Below are 22,601 nucleotides of genomic sequence, written 5' to 3' on the forward strand. Positions count from 1 at the left end.
GTATTTTTTTAAATTCAATTACAAAATAAGGTAAATATATGGTATACTGATGTTAACAAATGAAGAAGGGATGATGGGTGGACAATGATTAACTAATCTTATTTTTCAAATTTGAAATCGCATATTTCAAATGAAACAAAAATAGGATTAGTCTGCCCATTTTCTAATAAATGTATTTAAGCTATTGATGAAAATAGCTTATTTGAATCTGTTAAGGTATGGCTGATCCTTCCAAATGAACTGGGAGGATTTTTTGTTCTCCCTTTAATGTGAGGGAAAGATATATGAAGGAAATATTGAAATTAACCAATGTTGGCTATGAAGTTTTGGACGGAAAGATTTTTGAAGAGATCAATGCTAGTGTTCAAGAAGGGGGATGTGATTGGTGTCATTGGCAAAAATGGTGCAGGAAAATCGACGCTGCTTCAATTAATAAACAGTGATTTGGTGCCGATAAAAGGACAAATCCAAAGAATTGAGCAAAACTTGAAAGTTACGATGGTGGAACAAGAAACCGAGTCACTCTCTTCTGGTGATCAGACCATTTTTGAAGTTAAATTACTGGAGAAATGGCACGTACCAGTACATGATTTTTCGCAACTAAACGGAGGAGAAAAGCGGAAAGCACGGCTGGCAAGGGGATTTTCAAATGAGGCAGACCTTTTATTATTAGATGAGCCGACAAACCATCTTGATGAGCAAAGCTTGGAATTGCTTAAAATCCAGATAAAAAATTATAAAGGGAACATCATTCTTGTCTCGCACGATCGATATTTTTTAGATGCTGTTGCAACAAAAATATGGTCGATTGAAGGGAAGAACCTGATTGAACACAAAGGAAATTATACAAGTTACATGGAGTTCCGCAAGCAGAAAAGATTGACCCAGCAGCGTGAATACGAAAAACAACAAAAAATGGTGGAACGAATAGAAGAGCAAATAAATGAACTTACGTCTTGGTCGAAAAAAGCTCACGCACAATCCACGAAAAAAGAAGGCTTTAAAGAATACTACCGTGTGAAAGCAAAGCGTATGGATGCACAAGTAAAATCAAAACGAAAACGCCTTGAAAAAGAGCTTGAAAAAGCAAAAGTTGAACCTGTCGAGCCGGAATATACGGTACGTTTTTCAATAAATGCAAATCATAAAGCAGGAAGACGGTTTTTAGAAGTCAGGAATTTAGCAAAGTCTTTTGGCGGCCGAACATTATTTAAAGATGTCAATTTCACCATTCAACATGGTGAGAAGGTTGCCATCATCGGTCCAAATGGCTGCGGCAAAACGACATTATTAAAAGTAATTGTAGGAGAAGAAAGGTTTGATGGGGATATGTGGATTTCACCATCTGCACAAATTGGTTATTTATCGCAGGATGTATTCGATTTGCCGCTTGACCAGACACCTGAGCAGCTTTTTTTCCAAGAAACATTTGAGGCAAGAGGAAAAGTGCAAAGTTTAATGAAGCATTTAGGATTTACTGCTTCCCAGTGGAAAGAGCCGATTCGAAATATGAGCATGGGCGAGCGGGTAAAGTGTAAGTTGATGGTATTTATAATGGAAGAAAAAGATGTGCTTATTTTAGATGAGCCGACAAATCATCTTGACTTACCTTCCCGTGAACAGCTGGAAGAAACGTTAGCACAGTACAATGGAACACTTATTATCGTTTCGCACGATCGTTATTTTCTCGAAAAAACGACGACCCACCAACTCGTTATTATGAATCATCGCAAACAAAAGCAGCCGAATGAATGGCCTCGAGAAAGAGATCAGCTGGATGAGCTCCGGTTAAAGCTTGAAACAGAAAGACAAGAAGTTTTAGGAAAACTTAGCTTCATGACGCCCAATGATCCAGCGTATAGGGAACTTGATAAGAGGTTTAAAGAACTTACGGAGGAAATAAAAAACTTTTGTAATAGATAGGGTTTCTTTATACTATCCATTCAAAACTACGCGGTTTTTTACGGATTCGAGTTCCAATACCGTTGATTGGAACGTGAACTAGTCGGATATTTTCGGGACCATGCGCCAATATGGTTGATTGGAACATGAACTACGTGGATATTACCGGGCTTATGCGCCAATCCGGTTGATTGGAACATGAACTACGTGGATATTTTCGGGACCATGCGTCAATCCCGTTGATTGGAACATGAATTACGTGGATATTTTCGGGAACATGCGCCAATCCGGTTGATTAGAACATGAACTACGTGGATATTTGCGGATTCCAGTTCCAATACATTGGAACTTGAATTATCGGGTTTACTTCCTATGTACTGTATATGGCACTAAGGGTGGTTCTGTTAGGCCGGACATGATCGTTACCCCGACAATGAAGGTTAGCGCGCTAATCTCTTTAATAACAAAAAGGCTTATTCTCTCTTTAAGGTGGAATAAGCCTTTGAAAGTTTATATATTAGCTGGTTACAGTTTCTTGAATGGAGAAAAATAAGTTGTTTTTCTCCACCTGTGGGGGTTGTTTTCGAAAGCGTTGGCGAAAGGCCTACCTTGGTTTATTAGACAGCCCCTTCTGTCATCTGCCTCGATGCTTCTGTTTCTTTTTTTGCACCTTTAACTCACGTTTTCGTTTTTTCTCCTCTTCACGCTGTTCCCGTAATACCATTTTGCGTTCTGTTTTATTTGCTTCAAATGATAACCGGATGGCTTCTTGGGCTTTGGTATGCGTTGTTCTTTTTAATTCTTGTGCCGCTTCCCGTAATAATCGTTTCGTATTTTTCGGTCGCTCTTTTCGCTCGATTTCCACTCCGTGTGTCGCGAAGCTTTGAAAAAACGGTAACATGTGTTGTTGGATAAAGAAATAGATCTCTTCATCAGACGGTTCCGGACCGAATATATACTTTGCTGCATTTAGGCATCCGTGCATTTCTTTCTCAATTAACCCAACAAAAAATTGCCCGTCATGATATACTGTCAGTTTCATTGACAGCCCCTCCTTGAATAAAAAATATGAAAATGCTGGACATCCCGGAGGGGAAGGTTACTGACACCTGTACGGTGCGTCCGGACTACCAACCGGAGCTGTGTTTTTGCATTTTCAATCCTTATTATAGTGAGTTCTTCCGTTTTTCGCCACTGCTCTTTTGCATAAAATTACATTTGATAAGATATTAGGAAATATCCTTTTTATTTTATAATTCAGATTTTTCCTCCTGACTCTTTTCTACTATGGATTTAATTGATAAAGTGTAAGATAAAGTGAAAATCTAAAAGCGAAATAAAGGAACATGAACATGCAAACAATCCATATGAACCAACAAGAACCGCTTCTTTCGTTTGAATTTGCCTCTTCAACAGGTGAGATCAAGCCGATGACATTTTACAATCCAATAAAAGTGATTATTGCCTATAAGACGGAAGATGTAATCCCTTGCTTTGAACAGATTGAGGAGGCCATCCATCAGGGATATTATGTTGCAGGTTTTCTAACTTATGAAAGTGCTGCGGCTTTTGACCCCGCCTATAAGGTGAAACAGGAGCATACGATGCCATTATTATGGTTTGGCGTCTTTAGAGAGCCGCATGATCTGGCATTAAACAGTACCGGGGCTTACCGTCTCACAAAGTGGAGCTCATCAGTGAATATGGAGGAGTACGACGCAGGAATTCAGGCGATCAAGCAAGCGATTGAAAATGGAGACACGTATCAGACGAACTATACCATTCGTCTGAACGCAAAATTTGAAGGGGACGACATCGCCTTTTTCGGGCAGCTAAAACGGGCGCAGAAGTCGAATTATTGTGCTTATATCAATACGGGGGACCATCGGATCCTCTCGGCATCACCGGAATTATTTTTTCATTTGGAAGGGGATCAAATAACCGCTCGCCCGATGAAAGGGACAACCAAAAGGGGCAGAACATTTGAAGAGGATCAAGAAGCAGCCAGCTGGCTTTATCATTCGGAGAAAAACCGCGCTGAAAATGTGATGATTGTTGATTTATTACGCAATGATTTGAGCATCATTGCCGAACCATTTACTGTCCAGGTTCCAAAATTGTTTGAAATTGAACATTACCCTACGGTTCATCAAATGACTTCCACCATTACAGCAAAGGTTTCAGCAAATGTCAAAATGGCTGATATTTTTAAAGCCCTTTTTCCTTGCGGATCGATCACAGGCGCACCAAAGATCAGTACCATGAACATCATCAAACAATTGGAAAAGACCCCGCGTGAAGTCTATTGCGGTGCAATCGGATATTTTACCCCAAATCGTGAAGCTGTCTTTAATGTCCCTATTAGGACAGTTGTTATTCATTCCAAAACGGGCATGGCTGAATATGGAGTTGGCGGAGGAATTACATGGGATTCATCAACCGAAGGTGAATATGAGGAAATCCTTGCGAAGGCGAGCCTCCTTGAGGTGGAGCGGCCGGAGTTTCAATTGTTGGAGAGCCTGTTGTTAAAAGACGGTGAATTTTTCTTAATGCAAGAACATCTTAACAGGCTAAAAAACTCAGCTCACTATTTTGGCTTTCCATTCCATTTGGAAGAGATTTGGCGAAACTTACTTGATTTTGCGGGGCAGCATCTCCGCGGTGAATACAAGGTACGATTATTGATCGATCAAAAGGGTGAATGGACAATGGAGGCCCAGCCGCTTACTGAACTTCCATCACCATTTAAAATCGTCTTGGCAGATGAACCAATTGATAAGAATAATCCTTTTATATACCATAAAACAACCAATAGAGAGGTCTATTCCCATTTTCAGCGAAAATTCCCCCATGCCTCCGATGTGCTTCTTTGGAATGAAGAGGGGGAGTTAACGGAATTTACAAATGGCAATGTGGTCCTGGAAATGGATGACGGATTACGGACGCCACCCGTTACGAGCGGCTTGCTTGCCGGCACGTTTCGTGAAAAGTTACTCAAAGAAGGTAAAATAAGCGAAAAACGCTTGACTGTTGAAGATTTAAAAAAATCCTCAAGAGTGTGGTTTATTAATAGTGTGCGAAAATGGGTAGAGGTGGAATGGTACTAAAAGCTGGGATATTAGTGGCCGCCGTGTACCTGTAATGGTTATGTAAAAAAACCGGATTATCCATCATTTGAAGTATAAGTGAACAAACGTTATAATTGTTATAACAGTAATAACAAGGATGTGAAAAGTGTGGAACTAATTGAAAGAAAAGTTACTAAGATTGGAAACAGTATTGGAATTACACTACCACCCGAGGTTTTAAAGCAAGTGGGGATTGCTCAAGGAGATGATGTACAAGTAGAAGTAAAAGATGGAAAGATCATTTTACGAAAGAAAGAGCATTTACAACTTCCAGATGGAGTAGATGCTGAATTTATGGAAATTCTTAACGATGTAATTAAGAAGCATGACAAAGCATTTAAAGGGCTAGTGGATAGATGATGGATGAAATCGTTTATTTAACAACCAATCAGGTGATTGCAATTAATACTATACAAATTCGTTTATACTCGCCACAAGAGCTAGTGGGAGTAAAAGATCCCGGTCTACTCGACTCTGCAATTAACCGCCCCAAGCAAACGGTATTTGGTAATGATGCTTATCCATCTATTTATGAAAAAGCTGCTGCCCTTTTTGAATCTCTTGTTAAAAATCACGCTTTCCACAACGCAAATAAACGAACGGCTCTTGCTTCACTTATTGTATTCTTGAAAATTAATCATTATAGATGGACAATGGGAATACAAGAAGAACAAGACTTTACTGTAGATGTTGTGAACCATAAATACACATTTGAAGAAATTGTTGCTACTATTAAAGAAAATACCAATGTGCTTTAGAGCTATTCTTCCATACTTAAGGACTCTTTCAGTATAAAAATGTCAACTCTGACTTTAGAATGGATACAAAATACGGTTGTTTTAAAATTCTCTCAATATTTAATTTTGAAGAACTTCATAACAGCTGATTTCACACAAAAACGCATGGAGCATGATAACAACCATGCGTTTTATATTTACTGGTCTTTCCTTATCCTAAACATCCTATGATGTTACTTTTCAATTAACGACTTCGTACGATCAAAAACGACGTTTCCGTCAACAATGGTTAATTGTACCTTTGTCTTCTGAATTTCCTCGACCGGGATGTCAAAAAGATTACGCTCAAGGACGGCAATGTCAGCCAGTTTCCCAACTTCCAATGTTCCTAATTCATGCTCTCTGAATGTGCCGTAAGCCGAGCCGCTCGTATATGCTTTTAATGCATCGGCAAGTGTAATCCGCTCATGGGGATGCGATACGTTTTTGCCGCTGCTGTCAATTCTTGTGACGGCACGATAAATTTGCAAGAGCGGATTCAGAATATCAATTGGAAAGTCCGTTCCAAATGCCAAGTTCGCACCGGTTTCTTTCAATGTATGAATCGCGAACACATGCTTTTCTCGTTCATAACCAATTCGTTCGGTATAAACACCCCGCTCCGACATCGCAAAGTGATCTGGCTGCATCGAAACCGTAACCCCCAACTCCTTAAAACGATGAATGTCATCAGGATGGATTACTTCTACATGCTCAACGGAATGGCGGGAATCCCGCTTGCCATTTATCTTTTGTGCTTGTTCATAAGCATCTAAAGCAAGACGGATGGCACCATCGCCAATTGCGTGAAAACGAATGCTGAAACCCTCTTTATCCGCATCTACAACCTGCTTTTTAAGAGTCTCAGGAGAATAAGTCGTCTCACCTTGGGTATCCGGCTGATCTGCATATGGTTCTAACAAATAAGCCGTACGGGCGGTAATCACACCGTCAATAAATTGCTTTAGACCGGATACATGGAGTTTATCCGATTGATATGTATCCCGCAAATGCTTTACGCGCTCCAAGTCACCATTTAATTGTGGCCATAAATGGACGCGCGTTGTTAATTTCCCTTTGTCTTCAAATTCTTTAAACACATCGTAATCATTCAGAATTTCCATTGATTCCGTTGCAAATAAATCGTGGACACTCGTGACCCCCCAAACTGGCAGCATGAGTGAGGAAATTTGCAAAAAGTTCCCGCTTTTGTTCTTTCGTAAAATCATAGACATGACGGATCACTAAATCCATTGCTTTTTCATATAAATGACCATCGGGCTCACCTGTTTCGTCTTTACTGATTTTTCCGTAATCAGGGTTTTTCGTATCCCAATGAAAGTTGGCCACTTCGAGTGCTTTTGAATTTACCCATGCATAATGGCCTTCGGCGTGAGAATCTCATATTGATAAGTGGAATAATAGCGATATCCTGTATTCGGGTCAACATAATAAGGTTTTAGCAAGCCAATTTTATCGTAATGACGAAGCGTTTCCACTGTTACTTTTCTTAGTTTCGCCATTTCTCCTATACTGAGCTTATTGTGCATAGCCATTCTCCCTCTTGCCAATATGAAAAAAATCATCGATCCATCAAGCATCTTACGAGCGGTAACGTTATTAACGAACGTTCGTAAGTTATTTTATCGAATGAGCTTATTTTGAACAAGTAGATAAAAATAGAAATGGATGTATGTTATGATGAAATAATAGTATGAACATTTTGATTTTAACTTAGAAAAGCGCAAGCGCCTTGGTCAGCCCCGACGGGCAAATGTTCTTTTGCACTAAAAGTCTGCTTTTCGACTTTTAGTGCAAAAGGTTATTTGACCCCGAGGGGCTAGGCGCTGGACAATTTTCGAAATCGATTTTATAAATTCTTATATTACAAGAAAGGGAGACCCTGCATGGATTATAATAAAGATTTTGCTATTTTGGATGACTCATGCACTGTCAAGGAATCCTTACATGTTATGATCCAAAGTAAAGTAAGGCTGATTGTGATAAAAAAGGGGAATCGGTTTGTCGGCATTTGCGACAGCTATCAACTACTATTACAAGCAGACAAGCCTGAACAAACACTTGTTTATCATACAGATTTTATGTTGACAGAGGAACAGGAGTTAAACACCATTTCAGTTCGTGACGTCTCGTATGTTTTAATTGTAAATGAAAAAGGGGATGTAATTGGCTGGATTGATCAGAAAACACTGGAGATTCATGATTTGAAACAAACCTACTCCGAAGACTTGCGGGAGATTACAACGGATTTGGAGGCGATTGTTGACTCCATTTATGATGAGGTGCTGGTGGTTGATGGGCATGGGAAAATCATCAGGGTTTCGAACAGAAGTACCCTGAACTTATGGGGGATTAATCCGCAAACCGTTATCGGTGAAAATATTCTGGATCTTGAGGAAAAAGGCTGGTTTAAGCCATCCGTAACTAGAAAAGTAATCGAACAAAGAAAGAAAGTTTCCATTGTCCAGCATAACCGCTTTGGAAGGAAAATCCTGGCTGTAGGAAATCCGGTATTTAACCAACAAAACGAATTGGAACGGATTGTCATTGCGTCCCGGGATATTACTGCAGTGAAGAAATTGGAAGAAGAACTTGAAGAGGCCAAAACGTTAAAGGAGAAATACCGTAAAGAAATAGATATATTAAAAAAGGTTCATCAAGGAAACCGAAAGCAGATTATTTATCAATCGGAACAAATGAAAAACTTAATGTTTGAAGTAGAAATGGTTGCCCGGGTTGAATCAACGGTTACCATTTATGGAGAATCAGGTGTGGGAAAGGAATTGATTGCCCATGCCATTCATCAGCTTAGTCCCAGGGCAGAAAAACCTTTTATCAAAATTAATTGCGGTTCCATTCCGGAAAATTTGTTGGAAAGCGAACTATTTGGTTATGAAAAAGGGGCATTTACAGGGGCTCTCAGCCATGGCAAAAAGGGGCTGTTTGAATTAGCCAACGAGGGGACCCTTTTTCTTGATGAGATTGGGGAAATGCCGTTAAATTTGCAAGTGAAACTATTAAGAGCGATTCAAGAACGAGAGATTCTGAAAATTGGCGCATCGAAACCTATTCCGATTAATATTCGCATTATCACGGCAACCAATAAAAATTTAGAAGAAATGACAGCTGCCGGTACCTTTCGAGAGGATTTGTTCTACCGGATCCATGTGATTCCATTATTTATTCCGCCACTAAGGGAGAGAGTGGAAGATATCGAGCCCCTCGTCTATCATTTCCTAGAATATTATAATGAGAAATTTCTTACCAAGAAGCATTTCTCAGAGGATGCGATGGAAATGATGAAGGCTTACCAGTGGCCCGGGAATATCAGGCAATTGCAAAATGTCATGGAACGGGCCATGGTAGTAACCGCTGGTCAAATGATCACCGCAAACGACCTCGTTAAAATTTTGGAAAAGCGAAAAGAAAATCAGAATCCAGTCGAGGTTCACACCATTATCCCTTTACATGAGGCTGTCCTAAATACGGAAAAGCAGCTTCTTCAATTGGCCTTGATCAAATATAAGACCTTAACGAAAGCGGCTGAAGTTTTGGAGGTAAGCCAGCCTACCATTAGTAGGCTCTATAAAAAACTGAAGAATGAAATCATCAAATAAGTAAATGGAAATCCATTCATTTTTGAATAATCATCATTCAAAAATGAATGGAATTTCTATTTTATCATTTAGAAAAGTTAAGAAATGTGTCGAATAATAGAATGGCACAATAATTGCATAGTAGAATAGTAACCATCATTTTTATGGTTGAATACGGGTTGCATGTTTCCAGATGGGAGGGAGCATTATAGGTGTATCATTAGAAATCAGATAATTTTGAATAAAATTACAGGTTAGGGGAAGTGGATCGTTTTCCTTAAACAAAAAATCTGTCAATTTTCTGTAAGCGCTTTATGATTTGAATTATTTTAAGGGGGAACGTTAATGAAACATCATGAGGTGTCGTTAGATCGATCACTTACTTTATCACACTTGGTCCTATTTGGACTTGCCTATCTTGCGCCAATGATTGTATTCGGAATTTATGGAACAGTAGCGCAAGCAACCCATGGATTGGAGGCAAGTGCCTATTTGGTTGCGCTGGTTGCCATGTTTTTTACAGCTTTTAGCTATACCCAAATGGTGAAAGCTTATCCGGTGGCAGGATCGGCCTATACGTACACGAGGAAATCACTAAACTCCTACCTAGGATTCATGGTAGGGTGGGCCACTCTTTTAGATTATGTATTCATCCCGATGGCCATCTGGCTGATTGGGGCTGCTTATTTAAATGCAGCGTTCCCGGCAGTTCCTGTTTGGTTATGGATTCTATCATTTATTATCGTGACAACGGTCATCAACATTTTAGGAATCAAGCTGAGTACCAAGGTTAACTTTATTATGATGGTATTTCAATTTTTGGTTATTGCCCTTTTTGTTATTTTAAGTATTAAGAGTGTATTGGGTGGTGCCGGTGCAGGCACTTTGATTTCCATTACGCCATTTGTGCATGATCATGTGTCATTTTCATTCGTTCTTGCCGGGGCTTCGATCGCCTGTTACTCATTCCTTGGATTTGATGCCATTTCCACTTTCACCGAGGAAACCAATCGTCCGGAAAAAACGATTCCAAAAGCCATTATGCTGACAACGGTAATCGGCGGTGCCATTTTCGTTGTTGCCACTTACTTTACCCATTTGGCACATCCGGATTTCAATAACTTTAAAGAGGTTGATTCAGCTGGTTTTGAGATTGCTAAACAAATAGGCGGCAACCTTTTCAGTGCCATTTTTCTAGCAGGGATTATTATTGCTCAGTTTGCCTCAGGCATTTCAGCGCAAGCCAGTGCTTCCAGATTATTGTACGCAATGGGCCGAGATGCCGTCTTACCGAAGAAGATTTTTGGCTATCTGCACCCTAAATTTAAAACGCCTGTATGGAACATTATGGTGGTCGCGATCATCGGGCTACTGGCGTTAAAACTCAGTGTTTCAACGTCCACCTCGTTTATTAATTTTGGAGCCTTCGTCGCCTTTACATTAGTCAATGTTTCCGTTATCGTCCACTTTTATATGAAGCAGGGCAAAAGAGCAGGAAAAGACCATATCTTTTATTTCCTATTCCCTGCATTAGGTTGTTGTTTTGATTTCTGGCTGCTTGTTCATCTTGATCAAAATGCCTTGATTCTAGGCGGCAGCTGGGCTGTCATTGGCTTTATTTATTTACTCTTCCTGACCAAAATGTTTAGACATCAGCCGCCGGAAATGAACTTTGATCATTTTGATGAAGCTGTTTAATGCCAAATGAAGAAGGAAGCTCTATATTGGGGATTCCTTGGAGGATGATAAAATGGGGAAAACATGGAGAATTGCTTTAGCCCAGCTTTCTGTCGTTGATGGAGAAAGAGGCGCGAATTTAGCCAAAATGGAGGCAGCTTTACAGCAGGCTTCCGATGAATCGGCTGATTTATTGGTTTTACCTGAGTTAAATCTAACAGGCTTAGTCGAAAAGGAACAAATGAAAGCACTAGCTGAGCCCCGTAACGGTAAAAGCTTTCAACACATACAAAAGCTGGTCAAAACCTATCCGGTATCCGTACTTTATTCTTTCCCGGAATACGTTTCAGATGAAGAAATGTACATTACCTCATGCCTGGTGGGTAAAGATGGCAAGGCACTGGCTTATTATCGAAAAACTCATCTCTTTACAGATGAAAGTACGGTGTTTAAGAGAGGAAATGAATGGACGAAAGTAAGTCTTGGAGATGTCACCATTGGCCTGCTTACTTGCTATGATATCGAATTTCCAGAGCCTGCCCGGAAGCTTGCCTTACAAGGGGTCCATCTACTAATTGTAAATTCCGCTAATATGGCACCGTATGAATATATTCATCGCTTATTTATTCAGGCTAGAGCACTTGAGAATCAATTGTTTGTTGGTTACTGTAATCGCATTGGTTCTAATGAAAAATATGACTACCATGGTCAAAGTGCCATTGTTGGACCAGATGGGAAGATCCTCTCGGAAATTGCAGAGGATCTTGAAGAGATTCGACTTGTTGATATCTCCTTGGAAAATATAAAAAAGTCAAAAGAAGTCTTTAACTATCTAGCTGATCGCAGATGTGAGTTATATTCGAAAGAGTAATTGTTGGCGGGGAATTGCATTTATTCATTTTTGAATAATAAAGTTACCCGGACCACACAATCAAGAGCTTCTACAGTTGGCATGATTCTTGCGAGATAAAAAGTGTCGAGATGAACTAAATCATGATAAAGGAGTTTCATAACAGATGAATACATCAACAAAATCAATTAATCTGAAAACAACTATTCCAGGACCTAAGGCTTCTTCACTTTTGGAAAGAAGAGTAAATAATGTTCCGAAGGGCGTTTCCAATTATGTACAGTCCTTTGTGGCAAAAGGAAACGGTGCATTACTAGAAGATGTAGATGGAAATGTGTTTATTGATTTAGCCGGTGCCATTGGAACGCAAAACACGGGCCATTGTCCACCGAAAGTAGTAGAAGCCTTAACAGAACAAATTCAAAAGTATATCCATCCAGGATTTAATGTCATGATGTATGAGCCATACATTGAATTAGCAGAAAAACTAAATGAAATGACACCGGGATCGCACGCTAAAAAGACCTTCTTCTTAAACAGCGGCGCCGAAGCGGTAGAAAATGTAGTGAAAATTGCTCGTAAATATACTGGCAGAAAAGCGATTATTTCTTTCGACAGAGCCTTCCATGGCAGAACGCTGTTAGCCATGTCTTTAACGAGTAAAGTAAAGCCGTATAAATTTGGATTTGGCCCGTTTGCGCCTGATACGTATAAAATTCGTTATCCGTATTACTATCGTGCACCGTTCGGGGTATCGCCGGAAGAGCTGGATCAAAATCTTTTAGAGCAATTAGAAGATTTCTTTAACTCTGAAGTTCCGGCAGAAGAAGTAGCTGCCGTTATCATGGAGCCTGTACAAGGGGAAGGCGGATTCGTCGTTCCATCTAAGGCGTTTGTTCAAGGGGTAAAACGAATTTGTGAGAAATACGGAATCCTCTTTATTGCGGATGAAATTCAAACCGGTTTCGGACGTACTGGCAAAATGTTTGCGATTGAGCACTTTGATGTGGTTCCAGATCTTATGACGATGTCAAAATCCATTGCCGCAGGTCTGCCAATCAGTGCTGTTACAGGCCGCGCTGAAGTTATGGATGCAGCAGCACCAGGCGAAATCGGCGGCACATATGGCGGAAGCCCGCTTGGATGTGTAGCAGCCCTAAAGGTCATTGAGACAATCGAGGAAGAAAATTTGCTGGATCGTTCAAATGTTATAGGCGAAAAAATTCGCTCTCGTTTCAACAGCCTGAAAGAAACATATGATGTAATTGGCGATGTTCGCGGATTAGGCGCCATGTGTGCAGTTGAATTTGTAACAGATACACAAACAAAAGAGCCTAATAAAGAACTAGTTTCAAAGATTATGTCAGAATGCCACCAAAATGGAGTCGTTGTACTGAATGCCGGATTATATAGTAATGTACTTCGGTTCCTTTCTCCGCTTGTTATTACGGATGAACAATTAGATGAGGCACTTGATGTTATTGAAGCAGCGATTAAAAAACTAGTGTAAGAATAGGAGTGTTATAGATGAAAAAACATCTCTTTATCAATGGGCAATGGCAAGAAGCAAAAGAGTATCGTCCTTTATTCAGCCCATATAATAATGAGCAGATTGCTGAGATTGCTTTTGCTGATGAAGATGACGTAGATAATGCCATTGATGCGGCTGAAAAGGCAAGACCGGTAATGGCGAAAATGCCGGCCCATAAACGTGCATCGATTTTAGAAAATTTAGTGGAGCTTTTGAAAAAAAATGAAGAAAAGTGTGTGCGTCTTCTGACTCTTGAAGCAGCAAAGCCTTGGACAACTGCAAAGGGTGAAGTGGCAAGAACCATTATGACGTATAAGTTTGCTGCAGAAGAAGCAAGACGAATTCACGGGGAAACGTTGCCGCTTGATGCGGCACCGGGCGGAGAAGATCGTCTGTCCTTTACCATCCGTCAGCCTATTGGGGTGATCGGAGCTATTACACCGTTTAATTTCCCGATGAATCTGGTGGCGCATAAGGTCGGACCAGCAATTGCTTCCGGAAACACCATTGTCTTAAAGCCGGCATCACAAACACCATTGACCTCCTTATTTTTAGCTGAACTTCTTCAGGAAGCCGGTTTACCAGATGGTGTATTGAACGTCGTAACAGGAAGCGGCAGCATTGTCGGTGATCGCTTAGTCTCCGATGACCGTGTGAAAGCCATCACCTTTACTGGAAGTCCTGCGGTGGGAATTGGCCTCCGCAGCAAAGCCGGATTAAAAAGAGTTACCCTTGAACTCGGTTCAAACTCCGCCTTAATCGTTGACAAGGGTGTGGATCTTGATGCGATGATCCCAAGAGCTGTAACGGGAGCCTTCTCGTTTGCCGGCCAGGTATGTATTTCACTTCAAAGAGCGTATGTCCATGAAGACCTGTATGAAGAGTTCGTTGAAAAGTTCGTTGCCCAAACAAAAAAATTGAAATTAGGAAGTCCGCTTGATCCCGAGACAGATGTTTCAGCAGTGATCAGCCCTAAAGATGCTGAAAGAGCCGTTTCGTGGATTGAAGAAGCGAGAGCATCCGGCGCCGTTGTAGCAACTGGGGGCGGTCGACATGGAAACATAGTCGAGCCAACTGTTCTATTGCATGTTGATCCAAAACAAAAAGTTTCCTGCCAGGAAGTATTTGCACCAATCGTCTTGATCAATAAGATTTCTTCTATTGAAGAGGCGGTTTTCTATGTAAATGATTCCAGATACGGCCTGCAAGCCGGGATTTATACAAACGACATCTCTACCGCCCTTAAAGCAGCCGAAGAATTAGAAGTGGGCGGTGTCATGATCAACGATATCCCAACCTTCCGTGTAGACCACATGCCATACGGCGGTGTAAAAGAAAGCGGAATTGGACGAGAAGGCATCAAATATGCAATAGAAGAAATGACCGAAATGAAATTGATTAGCATCAAAAAATAAAAGTATCAGTAACACAAAACAGCATCTTCCCGTCGATGGAAGATGCTGTTTTGAATATTGAGTGAGAATAAAAGTGTTAGGCACCATCCGAAAATATATGGAGCATCAACCCTATGTTGAATATTGTTCAAGGGCATCTATTAAATAATGAAGCACAATATCAGCAAATGGATGCATTAAAAGAGAAAGGTGTTATTCAATTGCAAGTCAGGTTAGAAGAACTATTTTAGAAATAATTACCCTTTATTTTCATTGTGTTGAATGAGGACGGAACTCTTAGGAAAGCCTGGGTTATTTAATTCTTGAATTCAACAAACAAAGAAAAGTGTGTTTGCTACAGGGATCGGAAACGCGATGGAGTGGTTTGATTTTGGGTTATATTCCTATTTAGCTGTTATTATTAGTAAAAACTTTTTTAGTTCTGTTCAGAATGATCAGCTAAAATTAATGTTCACCTTTGCAACCTTTGCCATTACTTTTTTAATGCGCCCATTAGGCGGAATTATATTTGGTAAAATCGGAGATAAATATGGAAGAAAAGTTGTTTTAACCATCACGATTATTTTGATGGCTTTTTCCACATTACTCATCGGTTTATTGCCCACATTTAGCCAACCGTATTAATTACGATCATCATGTTTATTATGGTGCCGCTTGCTTTCCTGTTTGGAAAGCTCAGTGATCAAATTGGAAACAAAACTGTTTTCTTAATTGGGTTAGGGGGATTAACCTTATTATCTGTCCTCGCCTTTTATTTCATAAACTTGCATACTTTAGTATGTATTTCTTTTGGTATGTTCATTTTAGGTGTTCTGCTTTCCACTTATGAAGGCTCTATGCCTGGTTCGTTACCAACCATGTTCTACACAGATATTCGATATCGAACATTAGCTGTGACCTTTAATGTCTTTGTTTCATTATTTGGCGGAACTACTCCATTAGTTTCAACATGGCTGGTTCACCAAATCGGGAATACCTTAGCACCTGGTTTCTATCTAACAATCGTGAGTATGATCGGATTCTTTGTGATCTTCTTCTTTTTCAGTAACACTGCGGGAAAATCTCTAAAAGGGTCTTATCCAACAGTTGCTACTAAATCCGAATACATAGAAGCTGTTGAAAATCCAAAAGATTCTTTATGATGGGAAACCGAACAAAAAGAAAAGTAAAAGATGGCAGCCATTCTCTGCCATCTTCTTAAAGATTTCATATCATAGCATTACGATGTCATTCTTAACCCAATGACACCTATTAAAATAAGGGCCAGTGAGATAAATTGCGTAAAGCGAAAACGTTCTTTGAACCAGAAGATCCCGACTAACGTGATGCCGGTGCTGCCAACACCCGTCCATACCGCATAAGCCACTCCGGCAGGGATAATTTGCATGGCTCTAGACAGACAATAAAATGAAAAGATAAACCCAATCGTCATGACCGATATGGCCCATTTTTTTCTTGAACCTTCCATGTATTTAATCGCAACAGTTGCTATAACTTCCTCAATTCCTGCTAAACATAATAAGACCCATACCATATTATTTCACCTCTTTTTTTCCTTCTTCTTTCGTAAATGCCTTCATCCCGATAATCCCTGCTAGTAAAATCATAAGAAACAACAATTGTCCGGGGGAGAAGGGCTCTCCCAAGATCACTCCTGCTAAATAAGTGTCGACCGTTCCAATTCCTACGAAAACCGTATACGCTGCTGCAACGGGAATCTTTTTATATGAACGGATTAGCAAAATAAAACTCAATGCAATTAAAAATACGGTAATCGCCCAGCCCAAAGCCGAATCTGCATATTTAAGGCATGTCGCCCAAACTACTTCCAATAATCCAGCAATAAATACTAACATACATTTCATTTTTATGCACCTCTAATATTGAATGAATGTCAGTCATTTTTTAACGAACAAAAGAATTGGAAATCATTCCAATCATTTTGCTAATGACCTTTTGATAAAATTAAAAATTTCAATCTTAAATACTTCCAAAGTGTCATCCTGCGCATTGCTTATAAGAAATCGCTCCGCCGCATTTTCGATCACGTTAATAACCGTTCTAGCTGTCCATCCAACTTGTATGTCAGCGATTATTTCGTTATTTTGAATCGCTTTTTCCATAATACTCTCAAGCCATAAATAGTAAGGCTGGTAAATGGACTCCCATTTTTCCATGGAATAATCGATGGCAAGACCTGAATAACAAAGGACAATCACATCCCTGTAAGTATCGGTTATTGAAAATGTTTCATCAATGATAATCGCCAAAATGTCCCAAAAGTTTTCTTCCCCTTGACTCTTTTCTTTAATTCTTTCCAAAGTAATCGTAAGAAGATTATCTGCAATTGCAGGGATTAAGGCATTTTTGGATGAGAAATATAGATAAAATGTTCCTTGGGCAATACCGGCTTTTTTCACGACATCTGAAACAGAGGTTTTTTCAAATCCTTTTTCAGAAATCACGTCAATGGCGGATGCCAGAATTTTATTATATTTCCCATCAGAGTTCTTTGCCATGTCGCTTTATCCGCTCCTTCACAAATGACTGATTATCATTCATTTTACTCTTGAAGTAAGAAAATGTCAACCCCCTGTGGATCGGAGAACTTACGAAAAAGCATGATAATTCGCAAAGGGATAGGTATAAGATTCATAAGCGGAGAAATTCCGTCTAATGTAAATTTTGAGGCTTACAAAGCAGATATAAGCGGAGATATTCCGATTAATACTTAATAAATAAGGCAAAATTCAAGGATTTGGATAATATAAGCGGAAAAACTTCCTTTAATTCGAGGGAAATATAAGCATTTCCCAATTTAAACGGAATTTTTCCGTTTATTGCAAACGTAGGGGAATTTAATTTTTAAAAATAGGGTGAGAAAATCACTTGCGATTTCTCCCCCTATTGCAACTTTAAAGAGAACCCTCTAGTTTAGCTGCTTTCCTTTAACCGGCCGGAAAATCTTTTCTTACTTTTTTCCAGCATTCCTAAGCGAATAGAAATGACGATCGAAATGATCGCTAAGATAACGATCATGGTGACAACACCTGTCCAGCCATATTGGCCATAAAAGGTACCGCTTGCGGTTCCGCCAATGCTGGATCCTGCGTAATAGAAAAATAAATACAAAGAAGAGGCTTGTGCTTTATCATGTGTTGCCGCTTTTCCTACCCAGCCGCTGGCAATCGAATGGCTGGCAAAAAAGCCGAAGGTGAAGACGGCGATCCCTAAAATTTTTAACCATAAATGGGTGTTAAGGGTAATAAAAGCCCCGGCCAATAAGATCACTAGTGACAACTGCAGAATTTTTCTTTTGCCATGCTGATCGGCCAGCATTCCCATCCAAGTGGAACTAAAGGTCCCGACAATATAAACAACAAAAATAAATCCAACCAAGGTCTGGCTTAGATGATACGGTGGTTGAATTAATTGAAACCCAATATAGTTGTATAAAGAAACGAAGCTGCCCATTAGTAAAAAAGCAATGATAAATAGATACGTAAGACCAGGTTCTTTAAATTGACTGAACAATGAGCTTACTAGTTTTTTTAGCGCCAATTTTTGCAGCGTGAAATGGGTGGATGGCGGTAAAATCAACCAAAACACAAAACTTGCTAGTAAACTGATGATGCCAATGCCGATTAAGGCTGCATGCCAGCTGAAATAATCGGTTAAAAATCCGCTGATGATCCGACCGGCCATCCCGCCGATGGAATTCCCGCTAATGTATAAGCCCATAGCCATTCCTAAACTTCTTGGCTCAATCTCCTCGCCCAAATAGGCCATTGCCACAGCCGGCAAGCCAGCCAAGGTAATGCCTTGTAAAATCCTAGAAAGAATCAATAAATGAAAGTTCGGTGTAAAGGCAGTTAAAATCGCTAGAATCGATGAGGCAAATAATGAGATCCCCATCAAAGATTTTCGGCCAAATACTTCCGATAAGGAACCGGCGATTAACAGACTAATCGATAGCGCGATCGTTGTAGAGGACAAACTTAAGCTTGAAACGGCCGGTGAAATATGAAATTCTTTTGCCAGATCAGGCAGGAGCGGCTGTGTCCCCCACAGAATCGCAAATGTGCAAAAGCCCCCTGCAAATAACGCCAAGTTGACCATTTTAAATGTACGTGTTCCGCGCTGTATATAACTCATTTGTGATGGATACTCCTTTTTTCAAATAGACGTTGAATAAACCGGATAAATTGGTTGACAACAGGTGATGTGTAACTGTCCTTCAGCCAGGCAATTCCGATTTCTCTTTTGCAAATCGGTTGTTTCACCCGAATCAACTTCACCTTGCTCTTGTCTATAATTTGTATATCTGGTACTAATGAAACACCCAATTTTGCACCGACTAAACCGGAAACGGTGCCAATATCTTCTCCTTCAAACACCACATCCGGTGTGAACCCCGCTGATTTGCATAACTCGGTGATAATTGTTTGCAGTTCATTCACATTTTTAAAAGAAATAAACGGTTCGTTTTTTGCCATGTTTAAATCAATTTCATGATATGCGGCAAGTGGATGATCAACGGAAACAATAAGAAATAATTCTTCTGTTATAAGCGGCTGCCAGACGATTTCTTGCTCATCATGGTGCAGTGTCATCAGGGCCAAATCGACATGCCGCGATTTTAACTGTTCCACAATCTCCCGGTTGGAGTTTTGATTTAATTGAAACTTTACATTCGCGTGCAGTTTTTTATATGCGCTTAAAATTTCCGGAATCACACTAATTCCGGTCGATGGCAGAAAGGACAAAGAAATCGTTCCATTGTCCGGGTGAATTTCATCCCGTATTTCCTGCTTGCCTAGCTCAATTTGTTTGATCGATTGCTCCACACGATGTAAAAACATTTTTCCATACCTATTTAAATAAATATTTCGTCCTTTACGATCAAACAGCTGCACTCCCAGCTCATCCTCCAGTCTGGCAATTGAGCGGCTGAGGGCTGGCTGGGAAATGGACAAAAGCTTAGCAGCCTTTGTAATATGCTGGAGATTCGCCACTGTTTGAAAATAATTAATCTGATCCCATTCCATTTTCATCCCTCATATGTTTTTGGTTCTTCTTTATCATACGCTTCTTTTTACATTACTTCTAATTGTTAATTTGCATGAAATTGATGCATGCATGTTATTAATTTTTAAATGGAGTAGGGGACTGCTTCGATGTTATGAAGATAATTAAAAAAATGATTTTTAAGATAGAAAATTTTTTTAATGTAAAAAGAGCCAAAAACATGCATGAAAAATTGCATATTTTTGGCTCTTTCCATTGTTTAGATTTCACCTTTCGATATAGGCAACACTGTGGAATATTTTATTTCTCTTAACGATAAGTTAGTTTGAATTCGAGATATGCCAAGCCTATTTAACTTTCTTATAAAGCTATCTAATTCCTTCCTGTCCCTACTAACTACCTTTAGAAGATAATCATATTCTCCTGTTAAACAATGACATTCTAATACTTCTGGCATAGCTTTCAAGGCATTTTCCAAAACTTCCAATTGTTCAGCTTGATGAATATTTGTGCTAATGAAGACATAGCAAAGTAAATCGAACCCGAGTTTCTCTTGATTTAAAATTGCGACTTGCCTATCAATAAACCCTTCACTTTCTAATCGTTTGATCCTAGTGTGTGTCGCTGGCGGGGACAAATTGACACGTCTTGCAAGTTCAGCATTACTTAACTGAGCTTCTTTTTGCATTATATCTAAAATTTGAATATCAACATCATCTAAAATTTTTTTTACAAATGATTCCACGTTCATCTTCTCCCTTAATAATTATTCAAAATTTAGGTCATTTTCAACACAGTATTTTAATTTTATTCTCTAATATTTCAATTTTTGTTTTAATTGTTTTGATTTTATTGGATTATACAAAATATTATGTAGTGAAATCAATAAAAATGTTATGATTATTAATAAATTGAAGTAAATTGTGCACAATGGCTTCTATCTTTTTCACTGTACACATGAAAAATTAAAGGAGCTAAATGGTATGGCTAATTTTTATGTTTTATTGCTGCTTTTAACAAGCTTGCTATGGGGAGGAAACTTTGTAGTTGGAAAATCTCTAGTCGGTCATGCTTCTCCGCTGACCTTGACGAGTTTAAGATGGATGATTGCTATTGTTTTTCTTCTACCAATGGTATGGTGGAAAGAAAAAAGGATACTACCCTCACGAGATGCCATTCTTCCCTTATTTTTCATGGGAATCACGGGAGTTGTTTTATTTAATGTTTTCCAATTTTTGGCATTGGAACGAACAACCTCGACGAATGTTGGATTAATTTCCACATTAAATACCATTTCAATTTCCATTTTTTCATTTATTTTTTTAAGAGAAAGAATCAATGTAGTACAAATAGTTTCAATGTTTATTTCGCTTTTTGGCGTACTTCTCGTTCTTTCTAAAGGAAAAATCAACCTATTACTATCAGTACATTTTAATACAGGCGATTTATGGATGATGGCAGCTGTATGCGTTTGGGGAATATACTCTGTTTGCAGTAGGTGGGCAATGAGAACAACATCACCGTTAATGTCTACATTGTACTCTGGAATATTTGGGCTTCTCGTTCTTCTTCCATTTAACATTTTTGATTTTACCATTACCAATATCAATCATTCTTTTATTCAATCAATTTTATATACAGGTGTTATTTCTACTGTTGTTTGTTTGGTATTATGGAATATAGGTATACAGAAATTAGGCACTACAACATCTGGTATTTTCTTGAATTTCAATCCAGTTTTCACTGCCATTTTAGCGTTTATTTTTTTAGGAGAACAATTGTCATGGGTACAGGGAATTGGGGGATTCATTGTGATCTTAGGATGTTATTTATTTTCACACTTTAAAACAAAAGAAATCTCTAATAACAATTCATTATCTGCGAAGCCAGTACCAAACTCTAAGTTGTACACCGGTTAGTTAAGAATAGCTTCGTAGTAACAGCTTAAAGTACCGGGAACGTTAGTGAGATATGACATTATTTTGAAATCATAAAATACGAAAACAAGAAGTCAATATAAAAGCCCTGATTGTCTACTCTTAGCAGAAAAATCAGGGCTTTTATTCCTAAAAAATGTATTACCGAATAATATCCGCGTTTTGTCGGCATGACCCCAGAATGACGTTGATTAGAACCATTTATGTCATTTATATAGTTTTAAATATAAAGTTTCTTCATTAGAATGATCCCATTTTATATTTGCTCGTGGCTGAACATCCATCGCAAGAATATGGGATTTCTATTGTAGATCCATCGTAATTGTCTTCGTGTTTTACTGCCTTTCCGTCCTTGATATTAATTTCAAGCGTTTGAAATTTTGTATTTTTATCCCCGTTTTTATAGTGTAAAGCGTATTTGCCATATTCACTTTTATCGCTAATTCTTACTGAGTAGTTTCCCTGCCAGTGCTTACTTTACCCAGTGAAAATAATATCTTTATTAAGTACATCCACTAAAAATAAAAATTGAAATAAAAAGTAAAATACACAGAGTTTTTTTCATATAATCACCTTGTTTGTTTATTGGATATTTATTCCTATTTGGATTGATATAACCCCTTTACTAATATTAGTAAAGGGGAGTATTCGCTTAAATATTAAAAGTATTTAAAAGAATTTTTTACCAATTATGAAGGGTAAAAATTGTCCTTTATAAGAGGGCTGAAGGACGAAACTAT

Annotated in this window: 19 protein-coding genes and 2 pseudogenes; 11 read left to right on the top strand and 10 right to left on the bottom strand. The window is 39.0% G+C overall.

Features of this window, described 5'->3' with window-relative positions; genetic code table 11:
* Window positions 1-284 precede the first annotated feature (284 nt).
* Window positions 285-1,923, top strand: a pseudogene (gene abc-f, locus BFU02S_RS08410) (ribosomal protection-like ABC-F family protein).
* Window positions 1,924-2,536: 613 nt separating this feature from the next.
* On the opposite strand, the gene BFU02S_RS08415 reads toward abc-f, so the two are convergent.
* Complete coding sequence (locus BFU02S_RS08415) at window positions 2,537-2,944, bottom strand: YjdF family protein (RefSeq protein WP_066369101.1); 408 nt, start codon at window positions 2,942-2,944, stop codon at window positions 2,537-2,539.
* A gap of 310 nt (window positions 2,945-3,254) precedes the next feature.
* On the opposite strand from BFU02S_RS08415, the gene pabB reads away from it, so the two are divergent.
* The 3 genes from pabB to BFU02S_RS08430 all read left to right on the top strand — a co-directional run bounded on the left by pabB (window position 3,255) and on the right by BFU02S_RS08430 (window position 5,788).
* Complete coding sequence (pabB, locus tag BFU02S_RS08420; RefSeq protein ID WP_066369105.1) at window positions 3,255-5,009, top strand: aminodeoxychorismate synthase component I; 1,755 nt, start codon at window positions 3,255-3,257, stop codon at window positions 5,007-5,009.
* A 129-nt stretch (window positions 5,010-5,138) separates the two neighbouring features.
* Window positions 5,139-5,390 (top strand): AbrB/MazE/SpoVT family DNA-binding domain-containing protein, encoded by a 252-nt coding sequence (locus BFU02S_RS08425; protein ID WP_084361037.1) that lies wholly within the window; start codon window positions 5,139-5,141, stop codon window positions 5,388-5,390.
* The gene (locus tag BFU02S_RS08430) at window positions 5,387-5,788 is read left to right on the top strand and encodes a type II toxin-antitoxin system death-on-curing family toxin (protein ID WP_084361038.1); all 402 of its coding nucleotides are present in this window, start codon (window positions 5,387-5,389) and stop codon (window positions 5,786-5,788) included. Before BFU02S_RS08425 ends, BFU02S_RS08430 begins: the two co-directional genes overlap by 4 nt.
* Before the next feature lie 212 nt (window positions 5,789-6,000).
* Here the strand turns inward: BFU02S_RS08430 and BFU02S_RS08435 are convergent, their stop codons facing one another.
* The 3 genes from BFU02S_RS08435 to BFU02S_RS08440 are packed head-to-tail and all read right to left on the bottom strand — an operon-like array spanning window position 6,001 to window position 7,356.
* Window positions 6,001-7,002: an amidohydrolase gene (locus BFU02S_RS08435; RefSeq protein WP_235842015.1), complete on the bottom strand. Its 1,002-nt coding sequence runs from the start codon at window positions 7,000-7,002 to the stop codon at window positions 6,001-6,003.
* A complete protein-coding gene (locus tag BFU02S_RS17290; protein ID WP_235842016.1) occupies window positions 6,914-7,156 on the bottom strand; it encodes a hypothetical protein in 243 nt (80 codons plus the stop codon). The genes BFU02S_RS08435 and BFU02S_RS17290 overlap by 89 nt, the downstream gene beginning before the upstream one ends.
* Window positions 7,157-7,173: 17 nt before the next feature.
* The gene (locus BFU02S_RS08440; protein ID WP_066369112.1) at window positions 7,174-7,356 is read right to left on the bottom strand and encodes a MerR family DNA-binding transcriptional regulator; all 183 of its coding nucleotides are present in this window, start codon (window positions 7,354-7,356) and stop codon (window positions 7,174-7,176) included.
* Between the two features lie 357 nt (window positions 7,357-7,713).
* On the opposite strand from BFU02S_RS08440, the gene BFU02S_RS08445 reads away from it, so the two are divergent.
* From BFU02S_RS08445 to BFU02S_RS08470, 6 genes and pseudogenes are all read left to right on the top strand, one after another.
* Window positions 7,714-9,444, top strand: coding sequence for a sigma 54-interacting transcriptional regulator (locus BFU02S_RS08445; RefSeq protein ID WP_066369115.1), 1,731 nt, complete (start codon window positions 7,714-7,716; stop codon window positions 9,442-9,444).
* Window positions 9,445-9,768: 324 nt separating this feature from the next.
* Window positions 9,769-11,121 (top strand): APC family permease, encoded by a 1,353-nt coding sequence (locus BFU02S_RS08450; RefSeq protein WP_066369121.1) that lies wholly within the window; start codon window positions 9,769-9,771, stop codon window positions 11,119-11,121.
* Between the two features lie 52 nt (window positions 11,122-11,173).
* Window positions 11,174-11,971 carry a carbon-nitrogen hydrolase family protein gene (locus tag BFU02S_RS08455; RefSeq protein WP_066369123.1) on the top strand — a complete coding sequence of 266 codons (798 nt, stop codon included), beginning with the start codon at window positions 11,174-11,176 and terminating at the stop codon, window positions 11,969-11,971.
* Window positions 11,972-12,116: 145 nt separating this feature from the next.
* Window positions 12,117-13,460: a 4-aminobutyrate--2-oxoglutarate transaminase gene (gene gabT, locus BFU02S_RS08460; RefSeq protein ID WP_066369126.1), complete on the top strand. Its 1,344-nt coding sequence runs from the start codon at window positions 12,117-12,119 to the stop codon at window positions 13,458-13,460.
* 17 nt (window positions 13,461-13,477) lie between these two features.
* Complete coding sequence (locus BFU02S_RS08465; protein ID WP_066369128.1) at window positions 13,478-14,896, top strand: aldehyde dehydrogenase family protein; 1,419 nt, start codon at window positions 13,478-13,480, stop codon at window positions 14,894-14,896.
* Window positions 14,897-15,250: 354 nt separating this feature from the next.
* Window positions 15,251-16,038: pseudogene (locus tag BFU02S_RS08470) on the top strand (MFS transporter).
* A 77-nt stretch (window positions 16,039-16,115) separates the two neighbouring features.
* Here BFU02S_RS08470 and BFU02S_RS08475 read toward each other — a convergent pair.
* The 6 genes from BFU02S_RS08475 to BFU02S_RS08500 all read right to left on the bottom strand — a co-directional run bounded on the left by BFU02S_RS08475 (window position 16,116) and on the right by BFU02S_RS08500 (window position 20,669).
* Complete coding sequence (locus tag BFU02S_RS08475) at window positions 16,116-16,430, bottom strand: DMT family transporter (RefSeq protein WP_066369130.1); 315 nt, start codon at window positions 16,428-16,430, stop codon at window positions 16,116-16,118.
* A gap of 1 nt (window position 16,431) precedes the next feature.
* A complete protein-coding gene (locus BFU02S_RS08480; RefSeq protein ID WP_066369132.1) occupies window positions 16,432-16,761 on the bottom strand; it encodes a DMT family transporter in 330 nt (109 codons plus the stop codon).
* Window positions 16,762-16,833: 72 nt separating this feature from the next.
* Window positions 16,834-17,415, bottom strand: coding sequence for a TetR/AcrR family transcriptional regulator (locus BFU02S_RS08485; protein ID WP_066369135.1), 582 nt, complete (start codon window positions 17,413-17,415; stop codon window positions 16,834-16,836).
* Between the two features lie 415 nt (window positions 17,416-17,830).
* Window positions 17,831-19,051 carry an MFS transporter gene (locus tag BFU02S_RS08490; protein WP_066369138.1) on the bottom strand — a complete coding sequence of 407 codons (1,221 nt, stop codon included), beginning with the start codon at window positions 19,049-19,051 and terminating at the stop codon, window positions 17,831-17,833.
* Window positions 19,048-19,944, bottom strand: a complete 897-nt coding sequence (locus tag BFU02S_RS08495) for a LysR family transcriptional regulator (protein WP_066369140.1) — start codon at window positions 19,942-19,944, stop codon at window positions 19,048-19,050. Before BFU02S_RS08495 ends, BFU02S_RS08490 begins: the two co-directional genes overlap by 4 nt.
* Before the next feature lie 239 nt (window positions 19,945-20,183).
* The gene (locus BFU02S_RS08500; RefSeq protein ID WP_066369142.1) at window positions 20,184-20,669 is read right to left on the bottom strand and encodes an Lrp/AsnC family transcriptional regulator; all 486 of its coding nucleotides are present in this window, start codon (window positions 20,667-20,669) and stop codon (window positions 20,184-20,186) included.
* Window positions 20,670-20,907: 238 nt separating this feature from the next.
* On the opposite strand from BFU02S_RS08500, the gene BFU02S_RS08505 reads away from it, so the two are divergent.
* Window positions 20,908-21,843, top strand: coding sequence for a DMT family transporter (locus BFU02S_RS08505; RefSeq protein ID WP_066369144.1), 936 nt, complete (start codon window positions 20,908-20,910; stop codon window positions 21,841-21,843).
* Window positions 21,844-22,601 lie beyond the last annotated feature (758 nt).

Origin of the sequence: Neobacillus fumarioli NBRC 102428, from assembly GCF_001591485.1 — a bacterium.
Taxonomy (GTDB): domain Bacteria; phylum Bacillota; class Bacilli; order Bacillales; family Cytobacillaceae; genus Neobacillus; species Neobacillus fumarioli.

What these genes read in the sequence shown, in the direction of transcription:
- BFU02S_RS08465 (WP_066369128.1), top strand. Translation starts at nt 13,478, where the DNA reads ATGAAAAAACATCTCTTTATCAATGGGCAATGGCAAGAAGCAAAAGAG.
- BFU02S_RS08450 (WP_066369121.1), top strand. Translation starts at nt 9,769, where the DNA reads ATGAAACATCATGAGGTGTCGTTAGATCGATCACTTACTTTATCACAC.
- BFU02S_RS08475 (WP_066369130.1), bottom strand. Translation starts at nt 16,430, where the DNA reads ATGGTATGGGTCTTATTATGTTTAGCAGGAATTGAGGAAGTTATAGCA.
- BFU02S_RS08430 (WP_084361038.1), top strand. Translation starts at nt 5,387, where the DNA reads ATGATGGATGAAATCGTTTATTTAACAACCAATCAGGTGATTGCAATT.
- BFU02S_RS08415 (WP_066369101.1), bottom strand. Translation starts at nt 2,944, where the DNA reads ATGAAACTGACAGTATATCATGACGGGCAATTTTTTGTTGGGTTAATT.
- BFU02S_RS08485 (WP_066369135.1), bottom strand. Translation starts at nt 17,415, where the DNA reads ATGGCAAAGAACTCTGATGGGAAATATAATAAAATTCTGGCATCCGCC.
- BFU02S_RS08445 (WP_066369115.1), top strand. Translation starts at nt 7,714, where the DNA reads ATGGATTATAATAAAGATTTTGCTATTTTGGATGACTCATGCACTGTC.
- BFU02S_RS08455 (WP_066369123.1), top strand. Translation starts at nt 11,174, where the DNA reads ATGGGGAAAACATGGAGAATTGCTTTAGCCCAGCTTTCTGTCGTTGAT.
- pabB (WP_066369105.1), top strand. Translation starts at nt 3,255, where the DNA reads ATGCAAACAATCCATATGAACCAACAAGAACCGCTTCTTTCGTTTGAA.
- BFU02S_RS08440 (WP_066369112.1), bottom strand. Translation starts at nt 7,356, where the DNA reads ATGCACAATAAGCTCAGTATAGGAGAAATGGCGAAACTAAGAAAAGTA.
- BFU02S_RS08480 (WP_066369132.1), bottom strand. Translation starts at nt 16,761, where the DNA reads ATGAAATGTATGTTAGTATTTATTGCTGGATTATTGGAAGTAGTTTGG.
- BFU02S_RS08490 (WP_066369138.1), bottom strand. Translation starts at nt 19,051, where the DNA reads ATGAGTTATATACAGCGCGGAACACGTACATTTAAAATGGTCAACTTG.
- BFU02S_RS08495 (WP_066369140.1), bottom strand. Translation starts at nt 19,944, where the DNA reads ATGGAATGGGATCAGATTAATTATTTTCAAACAGTGGCGAATCTCCAG.
- BFU02S_RS08505 (WP_066369144.1), top strand. Translation starts at nt 20,908, where the DNA reads ATGGCTAATTTTTATGTTTTATTGCTGCTTTTAACAAGCTTGCTATGG.
- gabT (WP_066369126.1), top strand. Translation starts at nt 12,117, where the DNA reads ATGAATACATCAACAAAATCAATTAATCTGAAAACAACTATTCCAGGA.